15 protein-coding genes are annotated in these 24509 nt (G+C 53.2%); 2 read left to right on the top strand and 13 right to left on the bottom strand.

The genetic code is table 11. The features are described 5' to 3' along the window. The 13 genes from WCS52_18495 to WCS52_18435 form a co-directional block, all read right to left on the bottom strand. Positions 1–11404: LamG-like jellyroll fold domain-containing protein (locus tag WCS52_18495; protein ID MEI6169176.1), on the bottom strand; the 11404-nt coding region annotated here is incomplete at its 3' end. A gap of 215 nt (positions 11405–11619) precedes the next feature. Beyond that, entirely contained in the window at positions 11620–13104 is a 1485-nt protein-coding gene (locus tag WCS52_18490) for a hypothetical protein (GenBank protein ID MEI6169175.1), read from the bottom strand. Then, positions 13101–14057 carry a class I SAM-dependent methyltransferase gene (locus WCS52_18485; GenBank protein MEI6169174.1) on the bottom strand — a complete coding sequence of 319 codons (957 nt, stop codon included), beginning with the start codon at positions 14055–14057 and terminating at the stop codon, positions 13101–13103. Before WCS52_18485 ends, WCS52_18490 begins: the two co-directional genes overlap by 4 nt. Positions 14058–14063: 6 nt before the next feature. Beyond that, positions 14064–15311: a glycosyltransferase family 4 protein gene (locus WCS52_18480; protein ID MEI6169173.1), complete on the bottom strand. Its 1248-nt coding sequence runs from the start codon at positions 15309–15311 to the stop codon at positions 14064–14066. Positions 15312–15532: 221 nt separating this feature from the next. Then, on the bottom strand, positions 15533–16183 hold the full coding sequence (locus tag WCS52_18475) for an acyltransferase (GenBank protein MEI6169172.1): 651 nt from the start codon (positions 16181–16183) through the stop codon (positions 15533–15535). Positions 16184–16229: 46 nt separating this feature from the next. After that, positions 16230–17201, bottom strand: a complete 972-nt coding sequence (locus WCS52_18470) for a glycosyltransferase family 10 (protein ID MEI6169171.1) — start codon at positions 17199–17201, stop codon at positions 16230–16232. A gap of 55 nt (positions 17202–17256) precedes the next feature. Beyond that, positions 17257–18585, bottom strand: a complete 1329-nt coding sequence (locus WCS52_18465; protein ID MEI6169170.1) for a glycosyltransferase family 2 protein — start codon at positions 18583–18585, stop codon at positions 17257–17259. A gap of 171 nt (positions 18586–18756) precedes the next feature. Continuing rightward, positions 18757–19086, bottom strand: a complete 330-nt coding sequence (locus WCS52_18460) for a nucleotidyltransferase domain-containing protein (GenBank protein ID MEI6169169.1) — start codon at positions 19084–19086, stop codon at positions 18757–18759. Positions 19087–19343: 257 nt separating this feature from the next. Next, a complete protein-coding gene (locus tag WCS52_18455; GenBank protein ID MEI6169168.1) occupies positions 19344–19571 on the bottom strand; it encodes a type II toxin-antitoxin system HicA family toxin in 228 nt (75 codons plus the stop codon). Next, positions 19568–19771 carry a type II toxin-antitoxin system HicB family antitoxin gene (locus tag WCS52_18450; protein MEI6169167.1) on the bottom strand — a complete coding sequence of 68 codons (204 nt, stop codon included), beginning with the start codon at positions 19769–19771 and terminating at the stop codon, positions 19568–19570. Before WCS52_18450 ends, WCS52_18455 begins: the two co-directional genes overlap by 4 nt. 254 nt (positions 19772–20025) lie before the next feature. Continuing rightward, positions 20026–20697 carry a glycosyltransferase gene (locus WCS52_18445; protein MEI6169166.1) on the bottom strand — a complete coding sequence of 224 codons (672 nt, stop codon included), beginning with the start codon at positions 20695–20697 and terminating at the stop codon, positions 20026–20028. After that, the gene (locus WCS52_18440; GenBank protein ID MEI6169165.1) at positions 20681–20902 is read right to left on the bottom strand and encodes a type II toxin-antitoxin system HicA family toxin; all 222 of its coding nucleotides are present in this window, start codon (positions 20900–20902) and stop codon (positions 20681–20683) included. Before WCS52_18440 ends, WCS52_18445 begins: the two co-directional genes overlap by 17 nt. After that, the gene (locus WCS52_18435) at positions 20895–21119 is read right to left on the bottom strand and encodes a type II toxin-antitoxin system HicB family antitoxin (GenBank protein MEI6169164.1); all 225 of its coding nucleotides are present in this window, start codon (positions 21117–21119) and stop codon (positions 20895–20897) included. The genes WCS52_18440 and WCS52_18435 overlap by 8 nt, the downstream gene beginning before the upstream one ends. A gap of 1166 nt (positions 21120–22285) precedes the next feature. Between WCS52_18435 and WCS52_18430 the strand changes: the two genes are divergently transcribed. Both WCS52_18430 and WCS52_18425 read left to right on the top strand, forming a co-directional pair. Beyond that, positions 22286–23731, top strand: coding sequence for a glycosyltransferase family 4 protein (locus WCS52_18430; GenBank protein MEI6169163.1), 1446 nt, complete (start codon positions 22286–22288; stop codon positions 23729–23731). A 469-nt stretch (positions 23732–24200) separates the two neighbouring features. Further along, positions 24201–24473, top strand: coding sequence for a hypothetical protein (locus WCS52_18425; protein MEI6169162.1), 273 nt, complete (start codon positions 24201–24203; stop codon positions 24471–24473). Positions 24474–24509: the final 36 nt, after the last annotated feature.

Genomic DNA, 24509 nt, shown 5'->3' with positions numbered 1-24509 from the left:
CCACCTGGTCGCTGATATTCGTCAGGCCGGTCAACTGGCTGATCACGTTCGTCAGGTAGTTCATCTGGCTCGGCAGATTCGTCATTCCGGAGATCTGCGCGATCGAATTCGTCATCTGTGCCACCTGGTCACTGATATTCGTCAGCCCGGTCAACTGGCTGATCACGTTCGTCAGGTAGTTCATCTGCGCCGGCATATTGGTCATTCCGGCAATCTGGGCGATGGAATTGGTCATCGTCCCGACCTGTGCCTCAATATTAGTCAGGCTGCTCATCTGGGTCAGCAGGTTCGTAAGATAAGCCACCTGATCCGACACATTCGTAAGCCCGGACATCTGGGCAAGGCTGTTTGTAATATCAGAGACCTGCGAGACGAGCCCCGTGAGCACGCCCATCTGCGCCATGGCATTGGTCATGTAATCCATCTGCCCGGACAGATTGGTCAAGCCGGCGATCAGACCGATGGAATTCGTCATCTGCGCCACCTGCTCGCTGATATTGGTCATCCCGCTCAACTGGCTGATGATATTGGTCAGGTAGTTCATCTGATTCGGCAGATTCGTCAGCCCGGCCACCTGCCCGATGGAGTTCGTCATCTGCGCCACCTGGTCACTGATATTCGTCAGCCCCGTCAACTGGCTGATCACGTTCGTCAGGTAGTTCATCTGACCCGGCAGATTCGTCATCCCGGCAATCTGGCCGATCGAGTTCGTCATCTGGGCCACCTGACCACTGATGTTCGTCAAGCCCGTCAGCTGGCTGATCACGTTCGTCAGGTAATTCATCTGGCTCGGCAGATTCGTCATCCCGGAGATCTGACTGATCGAATTCGTCATCTGTGCCACCTGGTCACTGATGTTCGTCAGGCCCGTCAACTGGCTAATCACGTTCGTCAGGTAGTTCATCTGGCTCGGCAGGTTCGTCATCCCTGAAATCTGCGCGATGGAATTCGTCATCTGCGCCACCTGGGCACTGATGTTCGTCAAGCCCGTCAGCTGACTGATCACATTCGTCATGGAGCTCAACTGCCCGGGCATATTGGTCAGCCCCACGAGCAAACCCATGGAGTTGGTCAGGGAGGCAACCTGCGGGGTCAGGTTCGTCAACCCACTCATCCGCGTCAGCAGGTTGGTTAACGATCCCACCTGTGGCGTCAGGTTCGTCAACGAAGACAATGCCCCCATGGAATTGGTCAGGTAGTTCAGTTGCGCCCCCATATTAGTCAGAACGCTGATCTGCGCGACGGCGCCGGTCATGGCCGACACCGAACTGGCCATATTCGTCAGGGCGGTTACCTGATCAATCACGTTGGTCAGATACGCCATCTGGGCGTTGAGATTGGTCAGGCTCTGCAATTGCCAGACGGCATTCGTGAGATAGCCCATCTGGGGCGTCAAATTGGTTAACCCGCTCATCCGCGTCAGCAGATTGGTCATATACTGAGACTGGGCCGCCGTCGCACCAGTGATATTCGTCAGGAACGCCATCTGCGGGGTCAGGTTCGTCAGGGTTGTCAGCGAATCCACCGCGTTGGTTAAATAGGCCAATTGCGCCCCCATATTGGTCAAGCCACTGATCTGGGCGACGGCACTGGTCATAGCCGACACCGAACTCGCCATATTCGTCAGGGCCGTCACCTGATCAATCACGTTGGTCAGATACGCCATCTGGGCGTTGAGATTAGTCAGACTCTGCAACCGCCACACGGCGTTACTCAGGCTCTGCACCTGGGAGGCGGTCGTGGCGGTGATATTCGTCAGGAACGCCATCTGCGGGGTCAGGTTCGTCAATGAAGACAAAGCCCCCATAGAATTGGTCAGATAATTCAACTGCGCGCCCATGTTCGTCAAACCACTGATCTGCGCGACGGCACTGGTCATGGCTGACACTGAACTGGCCATATTGGTCAGGGCGGTCACCTGATCAATCACGTTGGTCAGATACGCCATCTGGGCATTGAGATTGGTCAGGCTCTGCAAACGTCCCACGGCATTGCTCAGGCTCTGAATCTGCGTGGAGGTCAACGCCGTCAGGTTCGACAAGCCTGCAATCTGTATGGAGGTGGTCGCCGTCAGGTTCGACAGACCTGCGATCTGCCCGGTTAAATTGGTGAGCGACTGCACTGAGCCCATGGCGTTGGTCAAATAATTCAACTGCGCCCCCATATTCGTCAAGCCGCTGATCTGGGCGACGGCGTTGGTCATGGCGGCCACGGCCGGATTGATGTTCGTCAGGATGACGATCTGATCAATCACGTTAGTCACATAACCCATCTGGGTGGTCAGCGCATTCATCTGATTGGTCATCGCCAGGACCTTCCCCATGGAATTCGTCACCGAGGCCATCTGCGGACTGAGGTTGGTCAGGACCCCGAGTTGGCCCACCATATTGGTGATGAACGATAACTGGCTGCCCATGTTCGTCAGGACCGTAATTTGAGCCACGGCACTGGTCATGGCCGCGATTGAGCCGGACAGATTAGTCAGCCCCACCAGCTGCCCCACGGAATTGGAGATTGAATCGAGGCTGACAATCATTCCCGTCAGCTCATTTGTCACAACGCCAACGTTATAGCTGATATTAGAGACCGAGACCGACATCGTCGCCAAGGTGGTCTCCACTCCAGCCAGCTGGTTGCTGATCCCGATCATGGAACCGGCCAGGTCATCCAGTTCCATCCCCGCCACCTTCAGGATGATGCGATCGGAGGCCCCGGACGAATCCGAGCAGGTCACGGTAAAATCACCAAGGCCCCAGAGGGTGCCGGCAATAAAGCTCAACTCATAGACGCCACCGGATACCGGAGCCATATTTACAGGGCCTAGCTTGGACACCCCTGCGGCATTTGAAATTTCTAATTTCACATCACCTAAAGCCATGCCGGCCTGCGAACGATACAGAATACCCACCGTGCTCCCGCTCTTCACCGTACCGGGGCGCGTCAGGATGCGGGCCGTCCGCTTGGCCATATCCTGGGTCAGCAGGCGCACCTGATCAAGCAGGTTGGTACCGCCGGGGCCAATCACCCCGATGGCATTCGTGATCCCGCCCAGTTGGGACAGGGCATTGGAACTGAACGCCAGCAAGTTGGAGTTAATTCCCGACACATCCAGACTGATCGTAGCCGTCGTATTGCTGAGAGACTGCAACCGGTTGGTCACATCCGTACGGAAGGCCTGCTGCGCGAGCCCCACCCCGATCACATTCTCATTCACGTTGGAGACACTCCCCATGATCGCATCCCGTGCGGCATTCACAGCCGCTACGGCCGATTCCGAGGGGGTCAGCAAGGTGAAGGTAATTCCGGAAGTATAGATCACGCCCGAGTGCTTGATTTCCACCTTGGCGAAATAGGGGATATTCTTGTCCAGCAGCGCCCCGACATCCGCCCAGAACACCCCTGTTAACCGGGGCGCGCCTGCCGTCGTCACCTGAACTTCATTGCCGTTCGGGTCATAAATGTAGACCTTACACTCCGTCGGGTCGGTAATGATCTGACTGCTCCGCTCCAGCCAGGCTACCGTTTTAAAGACACTGGCCGAGGGATCGTAGACAAAACTCGCCAGCACATGATACTCAGGCGAGGCTTCCGTCCGGGTCATGTACACCACATTGGTGCTGATTGTCTTGGAGGACCAGTTCAGGATGATCTTGTCGTTGAAATACTGCTTGAACCAGACTGTATTCCAGAAGCCATAGGGGTAATCATGACTCAGCGGTGAAGTCAGCCCGGAGGAAGACCAGCCGGAGCTATCCGTCACGCTCAGCCCATCCAGTTCATTGGATGTAGCGGAATCAAAGAGACGCCACACCACGGTATAATAGAGCACCTCAAACGTCCCCAGATCATCATAAGGCCCCTTCCTGGCAATATCGAATTTCGTGACAGGATAGGCGTGATCCTGAATTCGGAACCAGACGGTGCTGCTCTTGATATTCGGCACATTCCAGATATACGAACTGGCCTGGGCATGCGCAACACTAGTGAAAGGGCCGGCCGTATTGATCAGGGTCCAGCTGTTTGAGCCGCGGAACGGATCGGTGGAATAATAGAAATCCACCCCGGATACAGATCCGAGCGTAGTCCAATTAACATCCTTGGGTTCCAGTGCGTGGAGACTCCCGATAAACGGCTGAATCTGGAAGGCGGCGGCAATCCGGAAATCATCCAGACTGTCCACGATGTTGGGGTTCGGGTTATTCACCACCACCAAACGGACCTGGCCAAGCGAGTTCGGGATCGGCCCCCAGGTGAAGTAGTAGATGCCGTTATCCGAGGGGAAGGCGCCGGTGGCAATGGTATTCGTCACCGAAAACGGATAGGCGGAATACCCGACGGTGAAGTCGTTACTCATATTACCACCGCGTACCCAGCGGATTACATTATTGGTCTCGCCGACTTTCCAGAAATCACCCACCGCCGGACTGATCAACCGGATAGACGGAGAAGGCACGACCACGAATTTCTCCGACTCATTGGTGGTCACCCCATCCGTGATGGTGACCGTCACCTGGTTTCCTATCGCATTGGAAGTCATGGCCCAGTCATAGGCAAACCCGGGCACCCCTGAGGCGATGGGGGCCGAATGCTGCGGCGCATCATACACCGTGTAGAAGAGCCGGAACGAAGGCTGGGTATCGACCCCCACCCACTGGATCGTATTGGTCAAGTCCGATACCGCCCAGATATCCGTTCCCTTCGGGACGGTCACCTTGATGCCCCCCATACGGAAGGGTTTTGACAGGTTGGTCACGGTGCCACTGATCAGCATCAGGACGGCATTGGTGGAAGGCTGGCGCGTCAGAACGGAGGTGTTCTCAATATCCCAAACTACCGAATTGATCCCGCTGGCCATCGGCACATTGACCGCCACCGGATGGGTCATATCAAACGTGGCGCCATCCCCGGAATAATAGATATCCCCTACTGCCCCCCCGGCCATCCCTGCCGCGACATACACAATCGTCCGCTGCGTCCCGATCATCCAGTTGGTCCCCGTCGAGGGGCTCAGGATCTTGGCCCCGCGCAGGATGAACGGATCCGAATACATGACGATATCAGTATCATTGGTCGGGGTCGTCACGATCATCTTGATGACGGCATTGGTCGTGGGATCGAGATCTGAACTGATATTCCACGTCAGGGCACCATTCCTAACAAAGGTATTTCCGGGTAAACCGCCTGGGACATAAGTTCCGCCCTCCCCCGCCACCGAGACCACATTCGACATGTAGGCGTTATCCGAGAGACCGGCAGCCGTCCAATACACAAACTGGCTCGACCCTAAATCGAACGTCTGCCCGGCCGCAGGCCGGGTGACCCGGATACCGCGCAAAGTGAACACGGGCGATATCGACTGATAACTCCCGGCGATCACCTTGACCTTGGCCGTCTTGGAAGGCTCGAGAGTGCGGGACACAGTCCAGGGAATATTGTTCAAACTAGTGCCGGCATCAATATTAGCCGTGCCGCCAATGATCAAGGACGTAAAGTTCGAGCCATCTTTTGAGTAATAGAGGTCAGCCGTAGGGTCCTCGGTCGCGGCCGAGTACCACTGCAGTCCGCCAGCCACCGTCGTCCCCATGGTATAGACATTATTGGTAGTGGGCAGAAACATACTAAGTCCGCGGATGACAAAATAATTATCCGACAGATCGATCATAGGAATCGGGTAGCCCAGAGTGTCATTTGCCACCAACCTGATTTTTGCCAAGGTTGACGGCCTAAGCAGACGCCCGGGGTTAATCGTACGGGTCCCGGAGAAGATCGACAAACTGGGATCCAGCGTCACATAATCATTCGTTGTGTTGCCGCCATTATAGGTAATCCAGATCCCTAGATTGAATCCGGCGCCCTGATGCAACCATTTGATAACATTCGTCCCGGTAAACTCCCAATATTCGCCATTATTAGGAGAGACCACCTGCACACCGGCAATATCAAAATATTCAGTAGTGGCCTTCAAGTCAGGCCGCGACACCGAACTCACCCGCACGACCGCACTGGACGAGGGCGGCCCTTGGATAATCCACTGGGGAGCAAAGTTTGTAATGATCGTCGCCCCGGAACTGTTCGTATTGACATAATTCGCCGCAATCGGAGTCCAGGTTACGCCATCCGTGGAGTAGTCCACATTCACCAGATTCCCGGCACCCCCGGCCACCCATGTCACGAAATTGGTAGTCGTGATCTGCCAACGGTCACGCGAGAGCGGGGTTCCGCCCTTAGGGGACAAGATCCGGATATCCGCCAACAGGAAAGCCTCGGACACATTCACAATACGGGCATCACTCAGCGAAGTGATCCGGATCAGTGCCGCCTCGGTCGGATTCGGGGCATTCAACACACAGGTATAACTATTCGTGCCATCCACATTCGGGGCACTGGCGGCAACATTGACCCAGGCGGAGCCATCAAACAACTCAATACTCACATTCGGTCCCGCTGCGGCGGACGTCCATAGAACGTTAATAGAGTCCCCCATCTTTACGCCGGTGGAGGCATTAGGATAAGTCACGACAGCGCCCGCCATCACAAACGAATGGTCTGAAACATCAAAGAACGGCGCGAGATATGGGGTCGCGACATCAGGGGTGGACACCGCCATCCTGGCCGTCAAGGAGGGCAACATGTCCTCATGCGTCTGAATCGCCCAAACATACCCGTTGGTTCCGACCACTGCCGGCGCCCGCGCCACTTCAACCCAGTTATTAACGCCATCGTCATTGCTCAACCACAGCGCCATTTCTGTAGCCAGCGGAGACTCCCATGACACCCCATTCGTATCACCCACATACCATTTCTCGCCACCATTCGGGATGCTGAGGTGGAGATTGTATATCAGTTCGAAATCATTATCCGACCAATCAAAAATAGATGAATCCGACCCATCGCGTATACGGATTCGATAGTTTACCCCCGGATCCGTATTAATCACACTGCGATAAATCCCTGAATTTGTCGCGCCCACAGCAATCTGTCGCACGTAATTCGAGCCACTCTGATTGTACAATTCAATGATGATATTAGTCGCCGTCACACTTCCCGATGAAGTCCAAGTGATGTTGTAAGGCACCCCGACAACCCAGGCATTATTACTCACCTCAAGGCCATTCGGACTCGTCAGTAACAATCGTCCTTTGGAATAACCCAAATCCACCTCATCCAAGGACACCTGCTGTATGGCATCCGATTTCAAAAATGCGCGAAACTTGAATGTCCCGCCAGTCCCCTGGTAGAAGATGTTGTAGAAAGACTGAATGTTTGCATCAATAACCGAACGCGTATTCGACATAGTCCACTGCGACGCTGAATTCGTATATCCAGAGACATCCGTCCACACACCCCCAATAAAGGCATACCAATTTGTTCCGTTATTGCCACTAATCTGATATTGGATCCCTGTTGAATTGGTGATGCTGGCCACATGGAAAAATGACCACAGGTTCCCCAGGAAGGGAGCACCAAACCCATCAGCAGGCATTACCCAGGGGTTATCAGTCGGATATGCCGTGGCATCCACCCGGACACTATCCAACTTGGGCGCAAACAACGGATCTTCCGTGGCAAGAACAGCCTGATACTGAATGAACTGACTGACAGGGACAACCGCAGTCAGATCACTACCATCGAAATCGGTAAACCAGGAGTTTACCGTGCCATCCGGCCCCACGAAACTTCCAACTGGCGGAGCGGCAACGCCCGAACGGACCTGAAACCTCAACGTCCCGATCCCAGCCCGGTAATGATCCGTTACCTCCTCGCTATTGAGCGCCCTCGAATAGAGTGCAAATTCGTCCAGAATGCCATTGCATGCCGGACCGATCAGCAAGGGTGTCGTCGTCTGCGCCGATGAACTTAACCCGATGGATGCGCGCATGAAACCATTAACATAAAGACGGATCACCTGCCTGTCATAGGTTGCGCAAAAGTGGCTCCATTTCCGGGCACGGAGAATATCTGCCGCAGTACATGTCATTCCGTTGACCGTCACGTACGGGCGCCCGGTCACATCTGTACCAAGGGTAAAGCCCGTCCCTCCGCTTACCTTCTGGGCCAGCACAAGACTCGGAGCATTTGTTGGCCACACCCAGCCGTCTATCGTGAATTGATCTACCTGCATTGTTGGTGAATCATTTACCGTCAACCCATTGCCGGTTGTTACAGCCAGACCGCTTCCATATTTCCCAGCCGTACTGAGGGAAACACCTGCAGCCACGCTAGCATCATTGCGGTGAATAGTTGCATCAATGGTGTAACTATTAGTGACTGCATCACAATGCCACAACCCCGACATGGCGCTGTCAAGCTTCAAGGCGCGGCCATAAGGTGCATCGCATCCCCATATCAGTTTCTGCCAGTATTCCGGTTGCCCGGGATCTACAACAGAGCCCACGAAGCTTCCCGGAACAAGCGTGGCGTATCCCACCGCCGACAACTCCCCGATCTCTGATTCAGACAATGCCTTTTGATAAATCCCCACCTCATCAAGATAGCCCGCATAATATGTCCCCAAAGAGGTATGCCTTGCAAGGTAACCCGTTAAAGTCCCAACACTTCCATAGGATGGACTCAATACTGTTGTGCCGAACAGGACACCATCAATATAGATATGCAGTTGATTGCCATTTCTAACCCCTGCCACATGATGCCACTGGCCGTTGTTCAGTCCAGTCCTAGCGCCCAATACAACCATGGCCCCGCTACCATCATTTATTACGAATGTCACTTGGCCCACCGCTACGGCCGCTCCGTTACCGTTAACTTCCAACGCGTAAAACCGGCTTCCGCTGGACTCTGAAATCAATGCACTTCTTGTGGTGGATATCGTATTGAACCAGGCTGCCACACTGAAGTCGTTATTCGTCATGGTAATCGAGGGCAGGGCCACATCATCACCACTTCCGCCAAATGATCCGCAATAGGCACCTGCACGCGAACCAGAATAGGGCTGGGCACTTCCCTCTGGCGTCCCATTATAGCCATTCCCTGAAGCGTCCCGCACACTTCCCCCACCCACCCAAGTGCCCTCATCCATATGCCAAAGTGCAAGCGCACCCGGCACCGAAGAGAGGCGCACATTAGCTGGCCCGATATTCGCGAGATTTAACACTGTCATTTCATCGCCATGCCAGCGCGTCTGCCCCGCATCAAAAGTGCCTCCCGAGATTTCATCAATCGAGTCTTCAACAAAATTGGTGCCACTACAGGTCAGCGTGACTGAATCCAGCGCAGGCGTTGCCCCCCCATCACCAAGCAAAGTTGCCTGATACTGGAGATACCGTCCTGAATATCCCGCCAACGACGCCCCTGCCGGGTCATCAAAATACCCACCACCACCACCAATCCCCGTGAAAGCCCCCGTGGGGGGCGAGTTCGTCCCGGTTCGGACTTGCATCCGGATCTTGCCCGCCACCATTCGCCGCCCCGCCACATAATGGGAAACTATTTCGGGTGCAAATAAGGATCGACTGTAAAATGCAACATCATCCATTTGCCCGCTGAAGTAGTCACCTTTAGCGCCTCCCAGCACGGCCGCCACATTTGGCACGGGCGTGTCAGACACAACCGCAACATGATTCCAGCCACTCAGCAAGGGAGCGCCGACATTTCCGTTAACGTACACCGTCACCACTGCCCCTACAGGGTACCCATTCGCAATAACGTAGTTATTGGAAATCACGAGATAGTTAGTACTGGCGATCAATTCAAGCAATCCATCAGCGGGGTAATCATTTTTCACCCATAACTCAACCGTATTGATAGAAGGCATTTGCGGCAGAGTTATTGCGGAGTTGATTCCATTGAAAACAGCAGATTGTCGCCCAAGTTTTGCAAAATCCGTGAATGTGACATTGTTTCCTGTACCCGCCCGCCCTTTCCCTGACGCATCGAGTAGCAATCCCTCCATGTGGTACAACCCCTCCAGCCCAGTGATTGCATTGGTGAGTTCCAGCCCTTTTTGCCACGATAATTGCCCCCACACAGCACCCACTCCCCCATCCAGAATACGGGAAGTAAATATCCCATTGGTCACAACTCCACCGTTGGCATTGTCTGCAAGACCAACAAAAGGTGAGCCCTTGGATGCGGGGATAGTAGCAAGAGCGGACATGTCCCCGCGGGAAAAGTCCCCCAAGACATCATCGACATACAACCCTGATGAACCCTCAAATCCCGCTGCACTAACCCAAGGGGTCGCCGATCGCGTGGTGTCAGCCGACATATATGCCCGGTACTGAATATATCTATGGGTTATATCCAGGGAGCCAATTGTGGAAAGCGGCCCATTGTCTGTCGGGAAGTAATCATCCGTCGTTCCAAGCGGCCCCACAAATCCACCCGACAACGGCAAGGTGTTGCCCGTACGCACCTGATATTTAACAGCAGATGGCAAAGAATAGATGTACAAGATTTCCTGATCGCTTAATGCACGGCGGAAAAAAAAGACATCATCTAAAATCAAATTCGCTAGATTAGCGTCATTCTTTGCAAATGAAATCGGAACATCCTGATAAACAGTAGCCACATTCGGAGCGGTGGCTTCTAATCGCTTGACCGCATCAACATAGATTTTCACCAATCTCGAGGAATAGCTCCAAGTCATCACGACAAAATGCCAGGTGCCAGTACCTGTGTACTGCTCAGAAATGCTCCCCATAAACACATTTGCGAAATTACATTGCAAGTCTCGTCCGCCACCACCTTGGTATAGATTCACCAACTGATTATTGGATGGCCTAAACCCAAGATAACCCCCATAGGGGGTCCCTTGATTTAAATAAGACCAGAAGCCCATGGTAATCGCAGATGCCCCATTTAAAAGATTGGTGCTGTAGGACTGCAGATAGTTGCTTCCGTTAAACAAACCTGCTGCTGTACCGATTTTTGCTTTTGTTGTGAAAACGGGATTGTTGACGGGCGTTCCGAAGTTGCCCATCCCATCGGACCAATCCCCGTCCATCCGGTAAAGGCCGATCAACCCGGGATACGACAGGGAAAGACCTCCCGCACTATTTTCGACATTGAGGTTTCTATTGACAGTGCGAGCCAACATCCGAAGCCACTGATTTCCAGAACCACCGTCAAAAACTCGCGATGAAAACTGACTACTTGCCCGATAAAGCCCCCCGGTCAATTGCAGGTTGATGCTGACATCCGGCCCCACCCCCAGATTGACCACACTTGCCGAATTGCTCAGATACTGCCCCATGTCCGCAGCAAAATCACTGGCACTCAGGAACTTCAGGTTAGCCACACCATTAGCCACCTCAATCTTGCTGGGGTCAGAAACCACATATTGAGCGGGCACAGAGAATAACCAGGAATTGGTCAGCACCGCCTGAACAGATAAGGCGGCAAAAACAGCCAGAAATACTATAATATGACTGCGTAATATTTTCATATGAATCTCTCGCGACATGGTTTCAAACAACGGGCAATCCCAAGCACAACTCAATTTCCATAACTTTACCATTCATACCCCGGACTTCCTTTTCTCACAAGCATCATACTAGCATAGACTTATGTCAGGATTGTTAAAGAAATGCAAAATTCTTAACAAGACATTTGGCCAAGTAATTCTTGCCAGAAGCGCCTCAACTTGGCCGATAGCTGAGCCTATGTGTCTTTTCTGACGAGAAGACACAAGGATGCCCCTGCAAAAGGGATCAGGAAGGGGTCAACTTCAAACGCAAAGCGATTGTACCCGTAAAACGTGAGAACGAGGGCAAGGTTAGTTGCGATGATTGCCGTAAGAATGATCTTGAAATAAACGTCCAGTTTTCCCCATAAAAACCACAATCCCAGACCCGCCAGAATATATAGGCCGCACCTGAATACCGCCACCATCATGGCCGCCCATGAAAACTTCCAAGGCACTGGCACATAAGCCCGGACTATTTTGCCAAGCAAAAGCAACGGCATGTTCCGCCAGTGTTCCTTCACAAACGTTTTACCCTTCTCAAAGTAATACGCATCCACCTCATATTCGGATTTAGTCCTGGAGAGTTCATACATGGTTTTCTCTCCCGGAATGTTATTTGGGAATACCCAATAGCCCCAGTATTCACGGGTCCCCGCCACAACAGGATTGTTACCCCCATAAAAGGTCTGCCCTCGAAGGGTGGAAAGAACCGGGAAATGTTTGCAAACATGATAGTTCCGGACCGCCCAGAGGAAGGAGGGAGCGAGAAACAAGACCACACAAAAGACTCCAGACAATAGACTGCAAACCACGGGCCAGGACAGAATGAAGTTTTTCATTTTCCGCCCAATAACCCATAACCAATACCCAATAACAATCACCCCCACAAACCCAATCCAAAGAATGAAACTGGGGCGGACTAAACAGGAAAGGCCGAGCAGGAGAAATCCCGAAAATAAAGACATTAGCCCACATACATCAGACCACATTAAAGCGACTGAGTTGTTGGACTGACTGGCATGAGTTGTATAGACGTGCGTAGCGGCCGAGGGGAGAGATGGCGATGCCTTCAATCTATCACTTATTAACCGCCTATCCCACTGCCCCAACAGCAAAATGGTTCCGCTTAATGCCAACGCCAGAAACAGGATTTCGGACATGCCTTCATATGCCTCGTAAAGGGCAACAGGGTAAAAAATATAAAGAAGCGCGGCGACCAGCCCACAGGCGTTAAACCACGTCGGTGTTGTCGGACCACCGTTATTGGCTAGAGAAAAAGCCTGCGGCTTCACCCCAATAACCGATAACCCATAACCGATAACCCTCATTGCAAGCATCGCCACCAAGACAGCCACCAAGCTGTTTAACAACAAATTTAGGCATCGCATCAAAAGATCCGGCGCGATCCCCCGCATGACTTGCAAAGCCACCGAAACAAGGAACGGCCAACCAGGCGCACGACTCATGGTGGGAGCGTCTGGCCAAAATCCCTCCCGAAGGCGATAACCATCGCCGTCTGCGACACTTTGCGCAATCTGAAGATATAACTGGGCGTCGCTAACCATGGGCTTATTTAAACCGAACTTGAGACCCAATGCCGCGTTGACCAGAAGGGCCAGCAAAAAAATCCCCATCAGCAAAGGAGCCCGCCGGGAGGCTCCCTCAGAAGAAAATTTCATTTAGGAATTACCTCCGCTGTAACGGTTAAATTCTCGCCCCAACCAAATCTCTCCATGATACTCCAAATGAAACGAGCAGGCCTCCTCCAGTTCGATTTCACTAGTGGCATCTCTATCTGATCCGAATTCACCTCACGCTTATCTGTTCGACTAAAAGTAGATCTACGGGACCATTCAATGCCAAGTCCGGAAGTGGTCTTTTGAATGAGGCGGAATTGATGTTGTTGCAACAATGCTTTGATACTCGGACATGAAAACCCATAAAGATGGATGGGGAAAGCCCTGTAAGGGTCATCATCCCGACGCATTGCTGGTGGTAAAAATGAAAAGGCCCTCACCCTGAAGGATTTGATGTTCGGAACCTCAATAACCAATCGGCCTCCACGCTTCAGGAGAGGTCTGACTACCAGAAAGAATTCATCCAGATCAGCGACGTGCTCCAACACATGATATAGTGTAATCATATCAAATGGAGCTTCATGCAGGACAACATGCTGGAGGCTTTCATAAACAGGAAAACCACGACCGGCCGTGACCGCCCGTCCATGCACCGAAGGATCCATTCCCACACAAGTCCATCCCACCCGACGGCAGGCCTCAAGCATCAGTCCATTACCGCAGCCCACATCCAGGGCCCGGCCACCCATTACAGGCTGCGGCAACTTCGCAATCCGCGCATTTACGACCGCCCACCTGAATGCATCGTCGGCTTCGGGATGCGCCGCATAGCCGGGTTGATCATAGAACTCCGCCAGAACGCTAGCAGCCGGGCGAGGATTCACAAATGCAAGGCCACAGGTCCGGCACCGCTTTAAGCTGCACTCAACCCCATGAGCACGGAAAAATACCTCTCCAATCCGGTTGAGAGGCACAGGCAAATCCACAAATGCATCCTCACCACAGGCAGGGCAACATCGTATCTGTTCGACAACAGCTCCAGTAATTTTGTTCATTTTATCTTACCCCCGTAGATTATCATGGCCGAAATAGTTGCTACTGTAGAGAGCTAATAAAACACTCACTTGGCCGTCTAATGTGAAGCAAGATTCCCATTTCTTCCGCCCCATTCGACCGCATTGTTCTGCTAATTCTGGATTGTCTAAAAGGGCTGTCACCCTGTCTGCCAATGCACCAACGCTCGCGCGCGGAACAATATATCCAGTCACAGTATCCTCCACAATCTCTGTCACTGCCCCGGCGTTAGTGGCAATACAAGGACGCCCCAATGACATGGCTTCCAATAAAACGTACGGGCACGCTTCCGCCGAGGACGACAAACACACAACGTCAGATTCGGCGATAATATCGCCGACATCGTCACGCTGCCCCATGAAAATCACCTGATTCGCGATGCCTCGCTCAGCTATTAAAGCACGTAACCGATCCTCCTCGGGACCCGTCCCAACTAACAACAGATAAGGAAGATGACCCGACAAGGGGCTGACTTTGGCGAAAGCCTCAATCGTTATATCTACCCGCTTCCGGGTAATCAGACTACTGATGTTCGCCACTAGTTTCGATTTAGAGGGAAGCCCGCACGATGCCCGAAGCCATTCCGGCGGGCGCGTTCGAGTGGGTTCCTGTGTTCCATTAGGCACAACGACAATCTTGCCGTCAGGAACGCCCCGTGCCTTTAAAACTTGGCGGCCCCCTTCATATAAGGCCACAATCCCATCAACAAGGAAAGATAACAACCGAATCCTGGAAACATGGCGCTGCCAAAAAGTAGCTGGCGCCGCAATCTGTTGGTGCTGATGCCAGATCCATCTAAGCCGCTTGCGCAATACCAGTCGAGCTATGAGAATGGTCACGAGCGCCGGGAGTTCGTTCCCGAAATGGACTGCGACTACATCCGGGCGTTCCTGGCGCAGCAAGCGCAGAGCCGGAAGCACAAAACCCCAGGGGCGAACACGCTCGCCGGCAGCAGTTGTTGGATTATTGGGTTGTTTAGTTGCTGAAGGGCAAGATGAAGCGCCCTTCAATCCTTTACTTAACAACCTATCCTCGCCCCCAACCCACTCTTTCAGGATGTGCCACCTTACGCCTGTTGCACGAAGCGCCTCGGCTACAGAAGGAATAGGCGCGCCAGAGAAAACGACCACAAACTCATCGCCTGCTTTTTTGAATTCCGCCCCAATAGCCACCAGAAGTGCCTCAAAGGCCCCTTTTTTTAGGGGAATTAAATTGCAGAAAAAGACCGTTTTCATCTTTGGACTAATACCATTAGCGTCCCATAGGCCGCAGGTTTTTAGGCGGTAGGCTATAGACTGTTAGAGAATTCATGCATTTCTGTTCATTTTCAATCCAAGGCATTTACGGAATTTAAATTGTCACTTTCTGTCGCTTTACCTAACAGCCTACAGCCTAAATCGCTACAACCTTAGCGGCCCCATGGGACGCCAGTGGACTAATACCATGATTATAAGCTTTACGCCAAATCCTTAACCACTTTTGAAGGATTACCAGCGACGATGGTACTGGCCGGCACATCAGCGGTCACCACGGCGGCAGTCCCCACAACCGCATTATCCCCAATCGTGACGCCTTTCAGGATAATGGCCTGGGCGCCAATCCATACGTTTTTACCAATAATGACCTCATCCGCCTCATCTTGTCGGATAGGTTCATTCCTGAGTCGCCGTCCCGGATCGAGGGGATGTCCATCATTGTCATGAATGCGAACGCCAGCCGAAATCAAACACTTTTCGCCGATACAAATGCGGCGGGCAGCCGAAAGGGTGCAGCCATTGCCAATGAAAGTTCCATTGCCAATGACGATCTCCGGAGGCACCGGCATGCCACCCATAAAATAGAAGCAACTGCGCCCGGATAGATACACATTCTCACCCAATATCAAATCCCCAGAGCCTCGCATATACGGCAGACACTCCGCGCGAAGCCCCTTACCCACCTTCGCGCAAACAGACTTCATCACCGGTTCGATCCAGAAAATCTTACGGACCAAGGCACTTCCCTCTACCGCCAAAACACCCATCTTGTAAAGCACCCTGATCATAGGTCTCACCGTCTTCGGCACCAGTACACCCGTTCCGAGCAGCTGCTTGATTAGTTTTTTCATATATTCACTCCCGCAAAAGAACTTCAGCCATTAGTTTATCCGGCGACTAGCGGCATTGATCAACAAGATCTGCCAGCCCATGACGGTCAAAGAGGGGCGGAATACTTCCTCGCTTGAAAAGCGAATTCTCATAAACCGCCCTATAGGCAGAATAACTGCTTTCATACTCCATAATTTTCTTAATGACCTCGTCTGCCTTACGCTTGGAATACGGCCCATTGATCTCCAAAAAAGCCGAATCATTAAGCAAATCCTTCGCCTGTGGACAGCCCCAATATACCGGAATTGCCCCCCCCGCATAGGCGTTCATCAATTTCTCCGTAAGATAGAAATCCTTTGCCGTATTTTCAAAACAAATCATGAACCGATATTGCCCAATAAAATCCAAGTACTCTTTTTCCCACCATTTACCAGGAGGACGCCCACCCCTCTGGTTATTCATGACATCTCCCCACGAATCTACGGCCTTATATCGCGAGAGTTGTTCAAAGAACTCGATTCGTTCCCTAGCCTTGTCATTACTAACCACAAATAGGCAGAATTTTTTACGGGCATAATCGACCTGAGAGATCGAACGCTCTGCGCAAAAATCAGGCAACGACGTATGCTTCATCATCTCAAGCGCAAACAATGTTAGCGGCACAACACCACGCCCGGGAATTGACGGAATCAAGTTGACGTCAAACAACAAAGGATCATGGTAATGCGCTTCACCTGAAAACTGAACCCGAAGGCAGTCTTGAGATTTCCGCGCAGAGGGAGGGGGGCCAAATACACTCCACACATGAACCTCACGGAAGCCGCGCGCTCGTTTATGCAAAACAGCTGATAACACCTGAATCAGCCTGAGCTCAGCATCTGCACCATCCCAGAATGAAAACAACCTTAACGGACAAGATTCGGCACCCGGCAGTCTGTGCAGCGGACTGGATTTTTCATGCGAACATGAAATCTTGGCCTTCAACGCCCCGCTCACATTATTCTTGATTTCAAATAACCTCTTAATGTAATCCAACATATCGAATAAGTCCTGTTTTTATGGATCTCTGCGCGTGCATGAAAAGGATCTTTCATTACATATTGCCTCGTATCCCTATTAGATACCTCCACCAGAGAGGCAATTGCTTACGGCCGCCAATAAAGGGGTATAAAATTATCGCATGCGTCAGGTGACGCACAGCCCTTCCGCGCGCCCCCCGTTGAAACGCCATCCACGACGCATTCCAATATTGGTTGGCCAAGGCCCGCCGTCGCAGCATTTTACGGCCGCTGAACACGCCTCCCGGCGCAAACGCCTTCGCGAGAACACGCAGAACCTGCGGCAGAAAGGTGCGGTCATCCATGCTAAGACTCCCCTGCCGCTGTTCATACCAGGCAAAATCCGCCTCCACTAATGCGCCTGAACTTCGTACTAGAATGCGCATCCACAAATCATAATCTTCCGGCCCCCTGAACTGCTCGTCAAATCCCTGACAGGCCCGTATAAGATCGGACCGGACCAACACAGTAGAGGTCGCCACAGGGTTATGAAAGGCAAATTCCTCTAATTCGAGCAACCGAATGGACGGAACATCGACACTAACCGTTGCCTTTTGACGGATAGCAGCAAGTGCCTGCTCGCGCTGCCCCGTCTCAAATGTCACTGTTCTCCCGCACCATATGCCCACCTCCGGATGCCTGACTGCGGCCGCCAACTGTAGCGCCAGCTTATTCTCGGGCCAAAGGTCGTCGGCGTCGAGGAAGGCGATCCAGTCGCCGTGCGCTTCCTGCAGGCCTTTATTACGTGCTTTGGCAGGCCCTGCATTGGCAGGAAGGGAGAGAAGGGTGAAACGTGAGATGTGGGAGGTGTGAAGTGAAACGCAAGAGGGGCAACTCAAGGTGGCGTTCGGCGTTATTACTCTTCGAAGTAGCGTACCTTCGCTACGTAGTAGAGTCCCGACGAACGATTTCTCTTTCTCAGCGCTCTCTGTTTCGGCCGCCGGGACGCCGGCCGCCACCTGTGCTTCGCGCTTTTTTACTGCCGACTGCTCACTGATCCACTTCTCCACCACTGCCACGGTGTCGTCCGTGGAGCAATCGTCGACCACAATCACCTCGAAGGTGGGGGTAAGATGTGAGGCGTGAGATGTGAGAGGTGAAATGTCAGAGGGGCATCTCAAGGTGGCGTTCGGCGTCCCGACGAACGATTTCTCTTTCTCGGTGCTCTCTATTTCGGCCGCCGACTTGTCCGCCGGAGTACCGGAGGCGGAGACGCCGGCCGCCACCTGTGTTTCGCTCTCTTTTACTGCCAACTGCCTACTGCCAACTGCCCACTGGCTCCACAGCGTCTGCGACGCAATGGACTCCAGCGCTTCCACGATCGTGGAGCGGCTGTTATAGGCGGGGATGATGATGGAGATCATGGGAGCCGCCTGCGGCGGCGGTTGTTGGTTAATGGTTGTTCGTTGTTGGGGTCCCACCTGCGACGGCTGTTAACGAACCCCTATCCAAAAGGACACCCGCATCCAATAAAGCCCCATCCGCATTCTGCAAACGAAGACTAATTACCGCCTGACGCTCCCCGGGCAATAACGTCATAAAGCCATTCCTTTGCTCAAAACTTCCGCCCGGAAAGGGGTTAAAAATCGATTCTCCCCATGCATCTTACTGCACAGATCATAATGAACATCTAACAATACCCGGTTGCGACCGGAAATATCGACTGTAATATCGGCGACCTGGTCGCGATCATATGCCGAAAGTCTGGCATTGCTTTCAAGCATGAAGTCATAATCGGAATCCGGGGAAGCATCACCTCTAGCTCGACTACCAAACAGATAAATTGCATGCAGTTTCTGACCAAGCGCTGAACGCACCCGTTGGGTAAATTCAAGAACCACAGAATCTAGAGGACTTATACTCATGTAATGATTATTCCCCAGTCCCAGCTTTCAGGCAATAGCAAAAGAGGTGAGATGTGAAGCGTGAGCGGGAGTTAACACGGATATACAGGATTTACAGGATAATTTATCAAACCCCTTAGCGTCCACGATTCTGGGTGGCGTTCGGCGTCCTCGGCGAACGATTTCTCTTTCTGGACGCTCTCTATTTCGGCCGCCGAGACGCCGGCCGCCACCTGTGCTGCCAACTACCAACTGCCTATTGGCCGCCAGTGATCTAATTACGTAAGTTCAATGAACGCCGCAACTTCCAGACGGGCCTGCTTGAGGATATGCGAGAGAGTGGACCGCTTAACAGGGCGATGCGCAGGAACAGTCAATTTGAGGGTCTCAAAAGAAGTGTGCTTCTGAAGGCGGATATGACTGCCCTTCTGACGAACCACCACCCAACCATCTCGCTGCAATGCCCGCAGGATTCGGTCGTAAGGCAGGCTCGGGACCTTGCTCATATTGCCATTTCCATCAACTCGGCATTAGGCGCGAAATCCCAATCGTCTTCGACAGGCTCCAGATAGAGATCAATGGCTTCACGGATATTGCGCAGTGCCTCATCCTTCGATTCGCCTTCGGAAATGCACCCAGGCAGAGCAGGAACAATGGCCGTATATCCCCCATCTTCACTAGGCTCTAAAACGATTTTTAAATTCATACTTTATTCCTTAATCATTAGCGTCCCACAGGGACGCCGGTTATTAGTTGCTGGTTGTTAGTTATTGGGGAATACACGAATTTCCTGAGCGTTCTGCTCTGCGCCATTTCCGATATTTTCATTCTTCGATTGTCCTGTTTTACCCAATAACCATTAACAACTAACGAATAACCCTGGCGTCCCACTGCGCTTACCTGCTTGTATTGTAATGATGTCGGCGTAGTTCATGTCAGTATCACCTTTTAGTTGAAGTATTATCCCTCAGTCCCAGCTTTCAGGCAATAGCAAAAGAGGTGAGATGTGAAGCGTGAGATGTTAAACGCGAGGAGTAAGAGGTAAGGGGTGAGACGTGTGGGGCGGATGTCCCCATCCGCCTCATCCGCCTGTAATGAAGAAGGTGGGTGAGGACACCCACCCCACACGGGGGAGCTCGAATCATTCGCCGGGGCTTTGGTCTTTGCGGCAATCCACTTCTCCACCACCGCCACGGTGTCGTCGGTGGAGCAATCGTCGACGATGATAACTTCGTAGGAGGGATCAGGAGGTGAGAGGGGAGACGCGAGACGTGAAGCGCAAGAGGGGCAACTCAAGGGGGCGTTCGGCGTTATTACTCTTCGAAGTAGCGTACCTTCGCTACGTAGTAGAGTCCCGACTAACGATTTCTCTTTCTCGGCGCTTTCTATTTCGGCCGCCGAGACGCCGGCCGCCACCTGTGCTGCCAACTGCCTACTGCCTGCCCTGCATAGCCTTGGCGACGCAGGGCCTACTGCCCACTGGCTCCATAGCGTCTGCGACGCGATGGACTCCAGCGCTTCCACGATCGTGGAGCGGCTGTTATAGGCAGGGATGATGATGGAGATCATGGGGAGCCGCCGGCGGCGGCGGTTGTTGGTTAATGGTTGTTCGTTGTTATCTTTCAAATTCACTACGGGGTAGAGCACTTTGCCTGATGATTGACTGAAGTGTCCCGATCCGGATTTCTCGATGCATGGGAATGGGCACCGTAATAGTAATGATGCCTACCTTTTGCTGCATCACGACATGACTCCCACGCTGACGGACCGCAAGAAAGCCATGTGCTTCGAGAATCCGGCACAGGTCTGCACCAGAGAACACCCCTAATTTAGGCATAAGCGGCCTCAAAACGGGTTACAAAAACCTCGTTATGCAGGCGCGCCTCAATCTCCCCGGGACTGGCACATTCAAGAAACAGCTCGACCGCCTCACGAAGATTGGCCATCGCAATTTCAACGGTCTTACCTTGACTGGCGACATCCAGTTCTGGACATAGAGCGACAAACTCGTTTCCTTCTCTCTCAAGTACAGCGGTAAAAGTTCCTTGCTTCATGATGGTGCCTTACCTGCTTGTATTGTAATGATGTTGGCGTAGTTCATGTCAGTATCACCTTTTAGTTGAAGTATTATCCCTCAGTCCCAGCTTTCAGGCAATAGCAAAAGAGGTGAGACGTGAAGCGTGAGATGTTAAATGTGAGGAGTAAGAGGTAAGGGGTGAGACGTGAGCCGTGAGACGTGTGGGGCGGATGTCCCCATCCGCCTCATCCGCCTTTGGTGAAGAAGGTGGGTGAGGACACCCACCCCACACGGGGGAGTTCGAATCAGCCGCCGGGACGTCGGCCGCCACCAGTGCTCCCGCCTTCGAGACTTCCGCCTCCGGTACTCCGGCGGACGAGACGGCGGACAAGTCGCCAAGCCTACTGTCAACTGCTTACTGCCTATGCGTCAACCTAAGCGCAGCGTCTCTAAATAATCACGTAAATTAAGATTCACCACCCGCCTGGAGTACCAGGCTTGAGGCACTGAGGCATAGAGAAGCCCCTCCTCCGCTAAAGCTGCGAAGGGCAAGAAATGCAAATGTTGCGTTTATTTCGCCCACGGGAATACCGTGGCCAAAATAAACGCAACGGTTTCTTGGAGGGGGAAACAGCCAGAAGGAGGAGAGGTATTGTTTGTTGCCCCATCTCCTCTTTCTCCAGGTATTCCTCCCAGAGAGGTGTTGCGCGATTTTTCCAAATGGTGTACTCGCCATTTGGAAAAATCGCACAACATTTTCTTCTTTCTCCCCTCTGTGTCTCTGTGCCTCTAGCCGTACTCGGCGGGTGGTGAATCCGAATTCCCCAATTCAGGGGCGCCTTAGGTTGACGCATATGCGCCACGCGGGACTCCGGCGGACATGGAGATGTGAAGAGGAAGAGGGGCAACTCAAGGTGGAACGATTTCTCTTTCTGGACGCTCTCTATTTCGGCCGCCGAGACGCCGGCCGCCACCTGTGCTGCCAACTACCAACTGCCTATTGGCCGCCAGTGATCTAATTACGTAAGTTCAATGAACGCCGCAACTTCGAGACGGGCCTGCTTGAGGATACGAGTGTTCACCGGGTGGCTACGTAGCCGCGCCTGGTAAGGCGTGGGTCTTCCGCTTACACGAGAGGGATTTCCCCCTTCTATCATCCTCTTTTGGTCGACGGCCTGAAGTCAATAGTCTATGGTCTCGCTTATGCGCATTGCCATCGCCAGCTCGGGATTAGGTCACGTGGCCAGGGGAATTGAGACCTGGGCATGCGACACCGCGGGTGCGTTGCATCAGTGGGCAGTACGTAGTGAGCAGTGCGCAGTCGACAGTCAGCAGGGTGCAGTTGGCCGTAAGCAGTCAGAAGATATTAAGGTAACCCTTTTTTGTGCCGCCCCACTGCCTGCCCTGCATAGCCTTGGCGACGCAGGGCCGACTGCCGACTGCCTACTGTCTACTGTCATCCTCCCCTCTCTCAAACGTGGCAACCCCAAAACTCAACAACTTAGCAACTGGTTCCCCAAATGGGCGTGGCGCTGGGGGCTGAAGAGCACCTACGACTTGGAACAGTGGTCATTCTGGTGGCACCTATGGCCAAAGCTCAGGCGTGGAAAATTCGATATTGTGCATGTGCAGGATCCCTGGCTGGCCAGACTGCTGGATGTGAGCCGACGGCGGGGGTTGCACAGGGCCAAGGTGATCCTGGCGCATGGCACGGAGGAGCCCCTGGAATTCCTCGAGACATTCGAGTATGTGCAGCACTTGGCCCCCTGGCACCTGAGCGAAGCGCGGAAGGCGCTTCGCTGTAGACAGTCGACAGTAAACAGTAAGCAGTGGACAGCTCTGCCGAACTTTGTGGACTGCGCCGTCTTCCATCCCGTACACGACCCGGTTGGGAAAGCGACGCTCCGCTCCTCCCTCGGCCTCCCCCCTGATGCCTTCATTGTCGGCTGCGTCGCCGCCGTCAAAAAGGACCACAAACGGCTTGATTACCTGATCCGGGAGTTTAGGCAGCATGCAGTGAGCCGTAAGCAGTTGGCAGTAGAAACCGGATTGAAAACCGATCCCCATCTGTCTGCTTCTCACTGCGAACTGCCCACTGCTCACTGCCCACTGCCTCCCCCCTTCCTGCTCATCGCCGGTGCCAAGACCAACGAGACGCCGGAACTGCTCGCTCTGGCGGAATCGCTCATCCCGGGCCACTACAAGATCGTGCCCGATTGCCCCCGTTCCCGGATGCCCGACCTCTATCGGGCGATGGATGTCTTTGTGCTGACATCCCTTTTCGAGATGATGCCCATCGCGTTGCTGGAGGCCCTTGCCAGCGGCCTGCCCTGTCTGGTGAATACGCATCCGGTATTGGAGTGGATGATCGGGGCGGGGGAGGAGACAGTGGGCAGTAAGCAGTTGGCAGTTGGCAGTGATCAGACCGAAGGCCATGTGGGAGGGGCGCTATGCGCCGCGACAGGCTCTGGAGGGGCGGCCATTGATATGTCACTAACGGGAGGGTTGTCAGCGGCCCTGGCCGGGCTGACACCCGAATGGGTCATCCTCCACGGCCGGCAAGCGCGCGAACGGGCCGTACAGATGTTCTCAGCCGAAGCGGTAATCGACCAGTATGTCGCCTATTACAAGAAAATCCTGTCACGTTAAAAGTTAGATGTGAAACGTTAAATGTAAACATTCATCTTACATCCCACATCTCACACTTTACGCCGGTCCCGTCTCCCCTCTCACTCCTTAACAATTGCGCTCAAATGAGCCTCTTAACCTTTTAACCATTTGATGACAATAGAGTATCGATTTAGGAGGGGTAAGCGGTGGATGATCCAAGAAAGCCCTAATAAATCGACGAGCCACGTCTCAGGGGTCCTCCTCCTGTGTGGGGCGGATGTCCCCATCCGCCTTCTTTCCACAAGGTCAATAGGCGGATGAGGACATCCGCCCCACACGCGATGCGAAGTGACCTGCGCCCTTACATTACTACAAGTGCTTCGCTCACTTTTCTTCTGTAGTAGCCGGCGCCTGCCCGACGTAGCCTTAGCGTAGGCGGGTGTCGGCGGCATCTTCGGATGAGACCTTTACGACTTTTATCATATATCCCGTCATGTTATCCTGCCGCATGACCAATCTCCCTATCGCCGCCATCATGATTGTGTTTGCGGGCGGGCCCCACACACCGGAGCGGACGACGCTGGCCTGTGAGCTTCTGGCCAGCCGACCGCTACCTGCGGTCATTTATCTCACGGGGGCAGAATATCAGGGGGAGTATAGCAACCAGGTTGACCGCATCAGGAAGGCGCTGGCCAGTAGGCAGGTAGCAGTGGGCAGTGGACAGGTAGCAGTGGGCAGTGGACAGTGGGCAGTAGGCAGTGAGTGTCCCGTCCGGCTGTAGATTGACACTTTTCAATAAAGGAGAAAAGTGCGATGC

This window comes from bacterium, assembly GCA_037128595.1.
In the GTDB taxonomy this organism is placed as follows: Bacteria; Verrucomicrobiota; Kiritimatiellia; order CAIKKV01; family CAITUY01; genus JAABPW01.
This window is presented reverse-complemented; position numbering and strand designations above follow the sequence as displayed.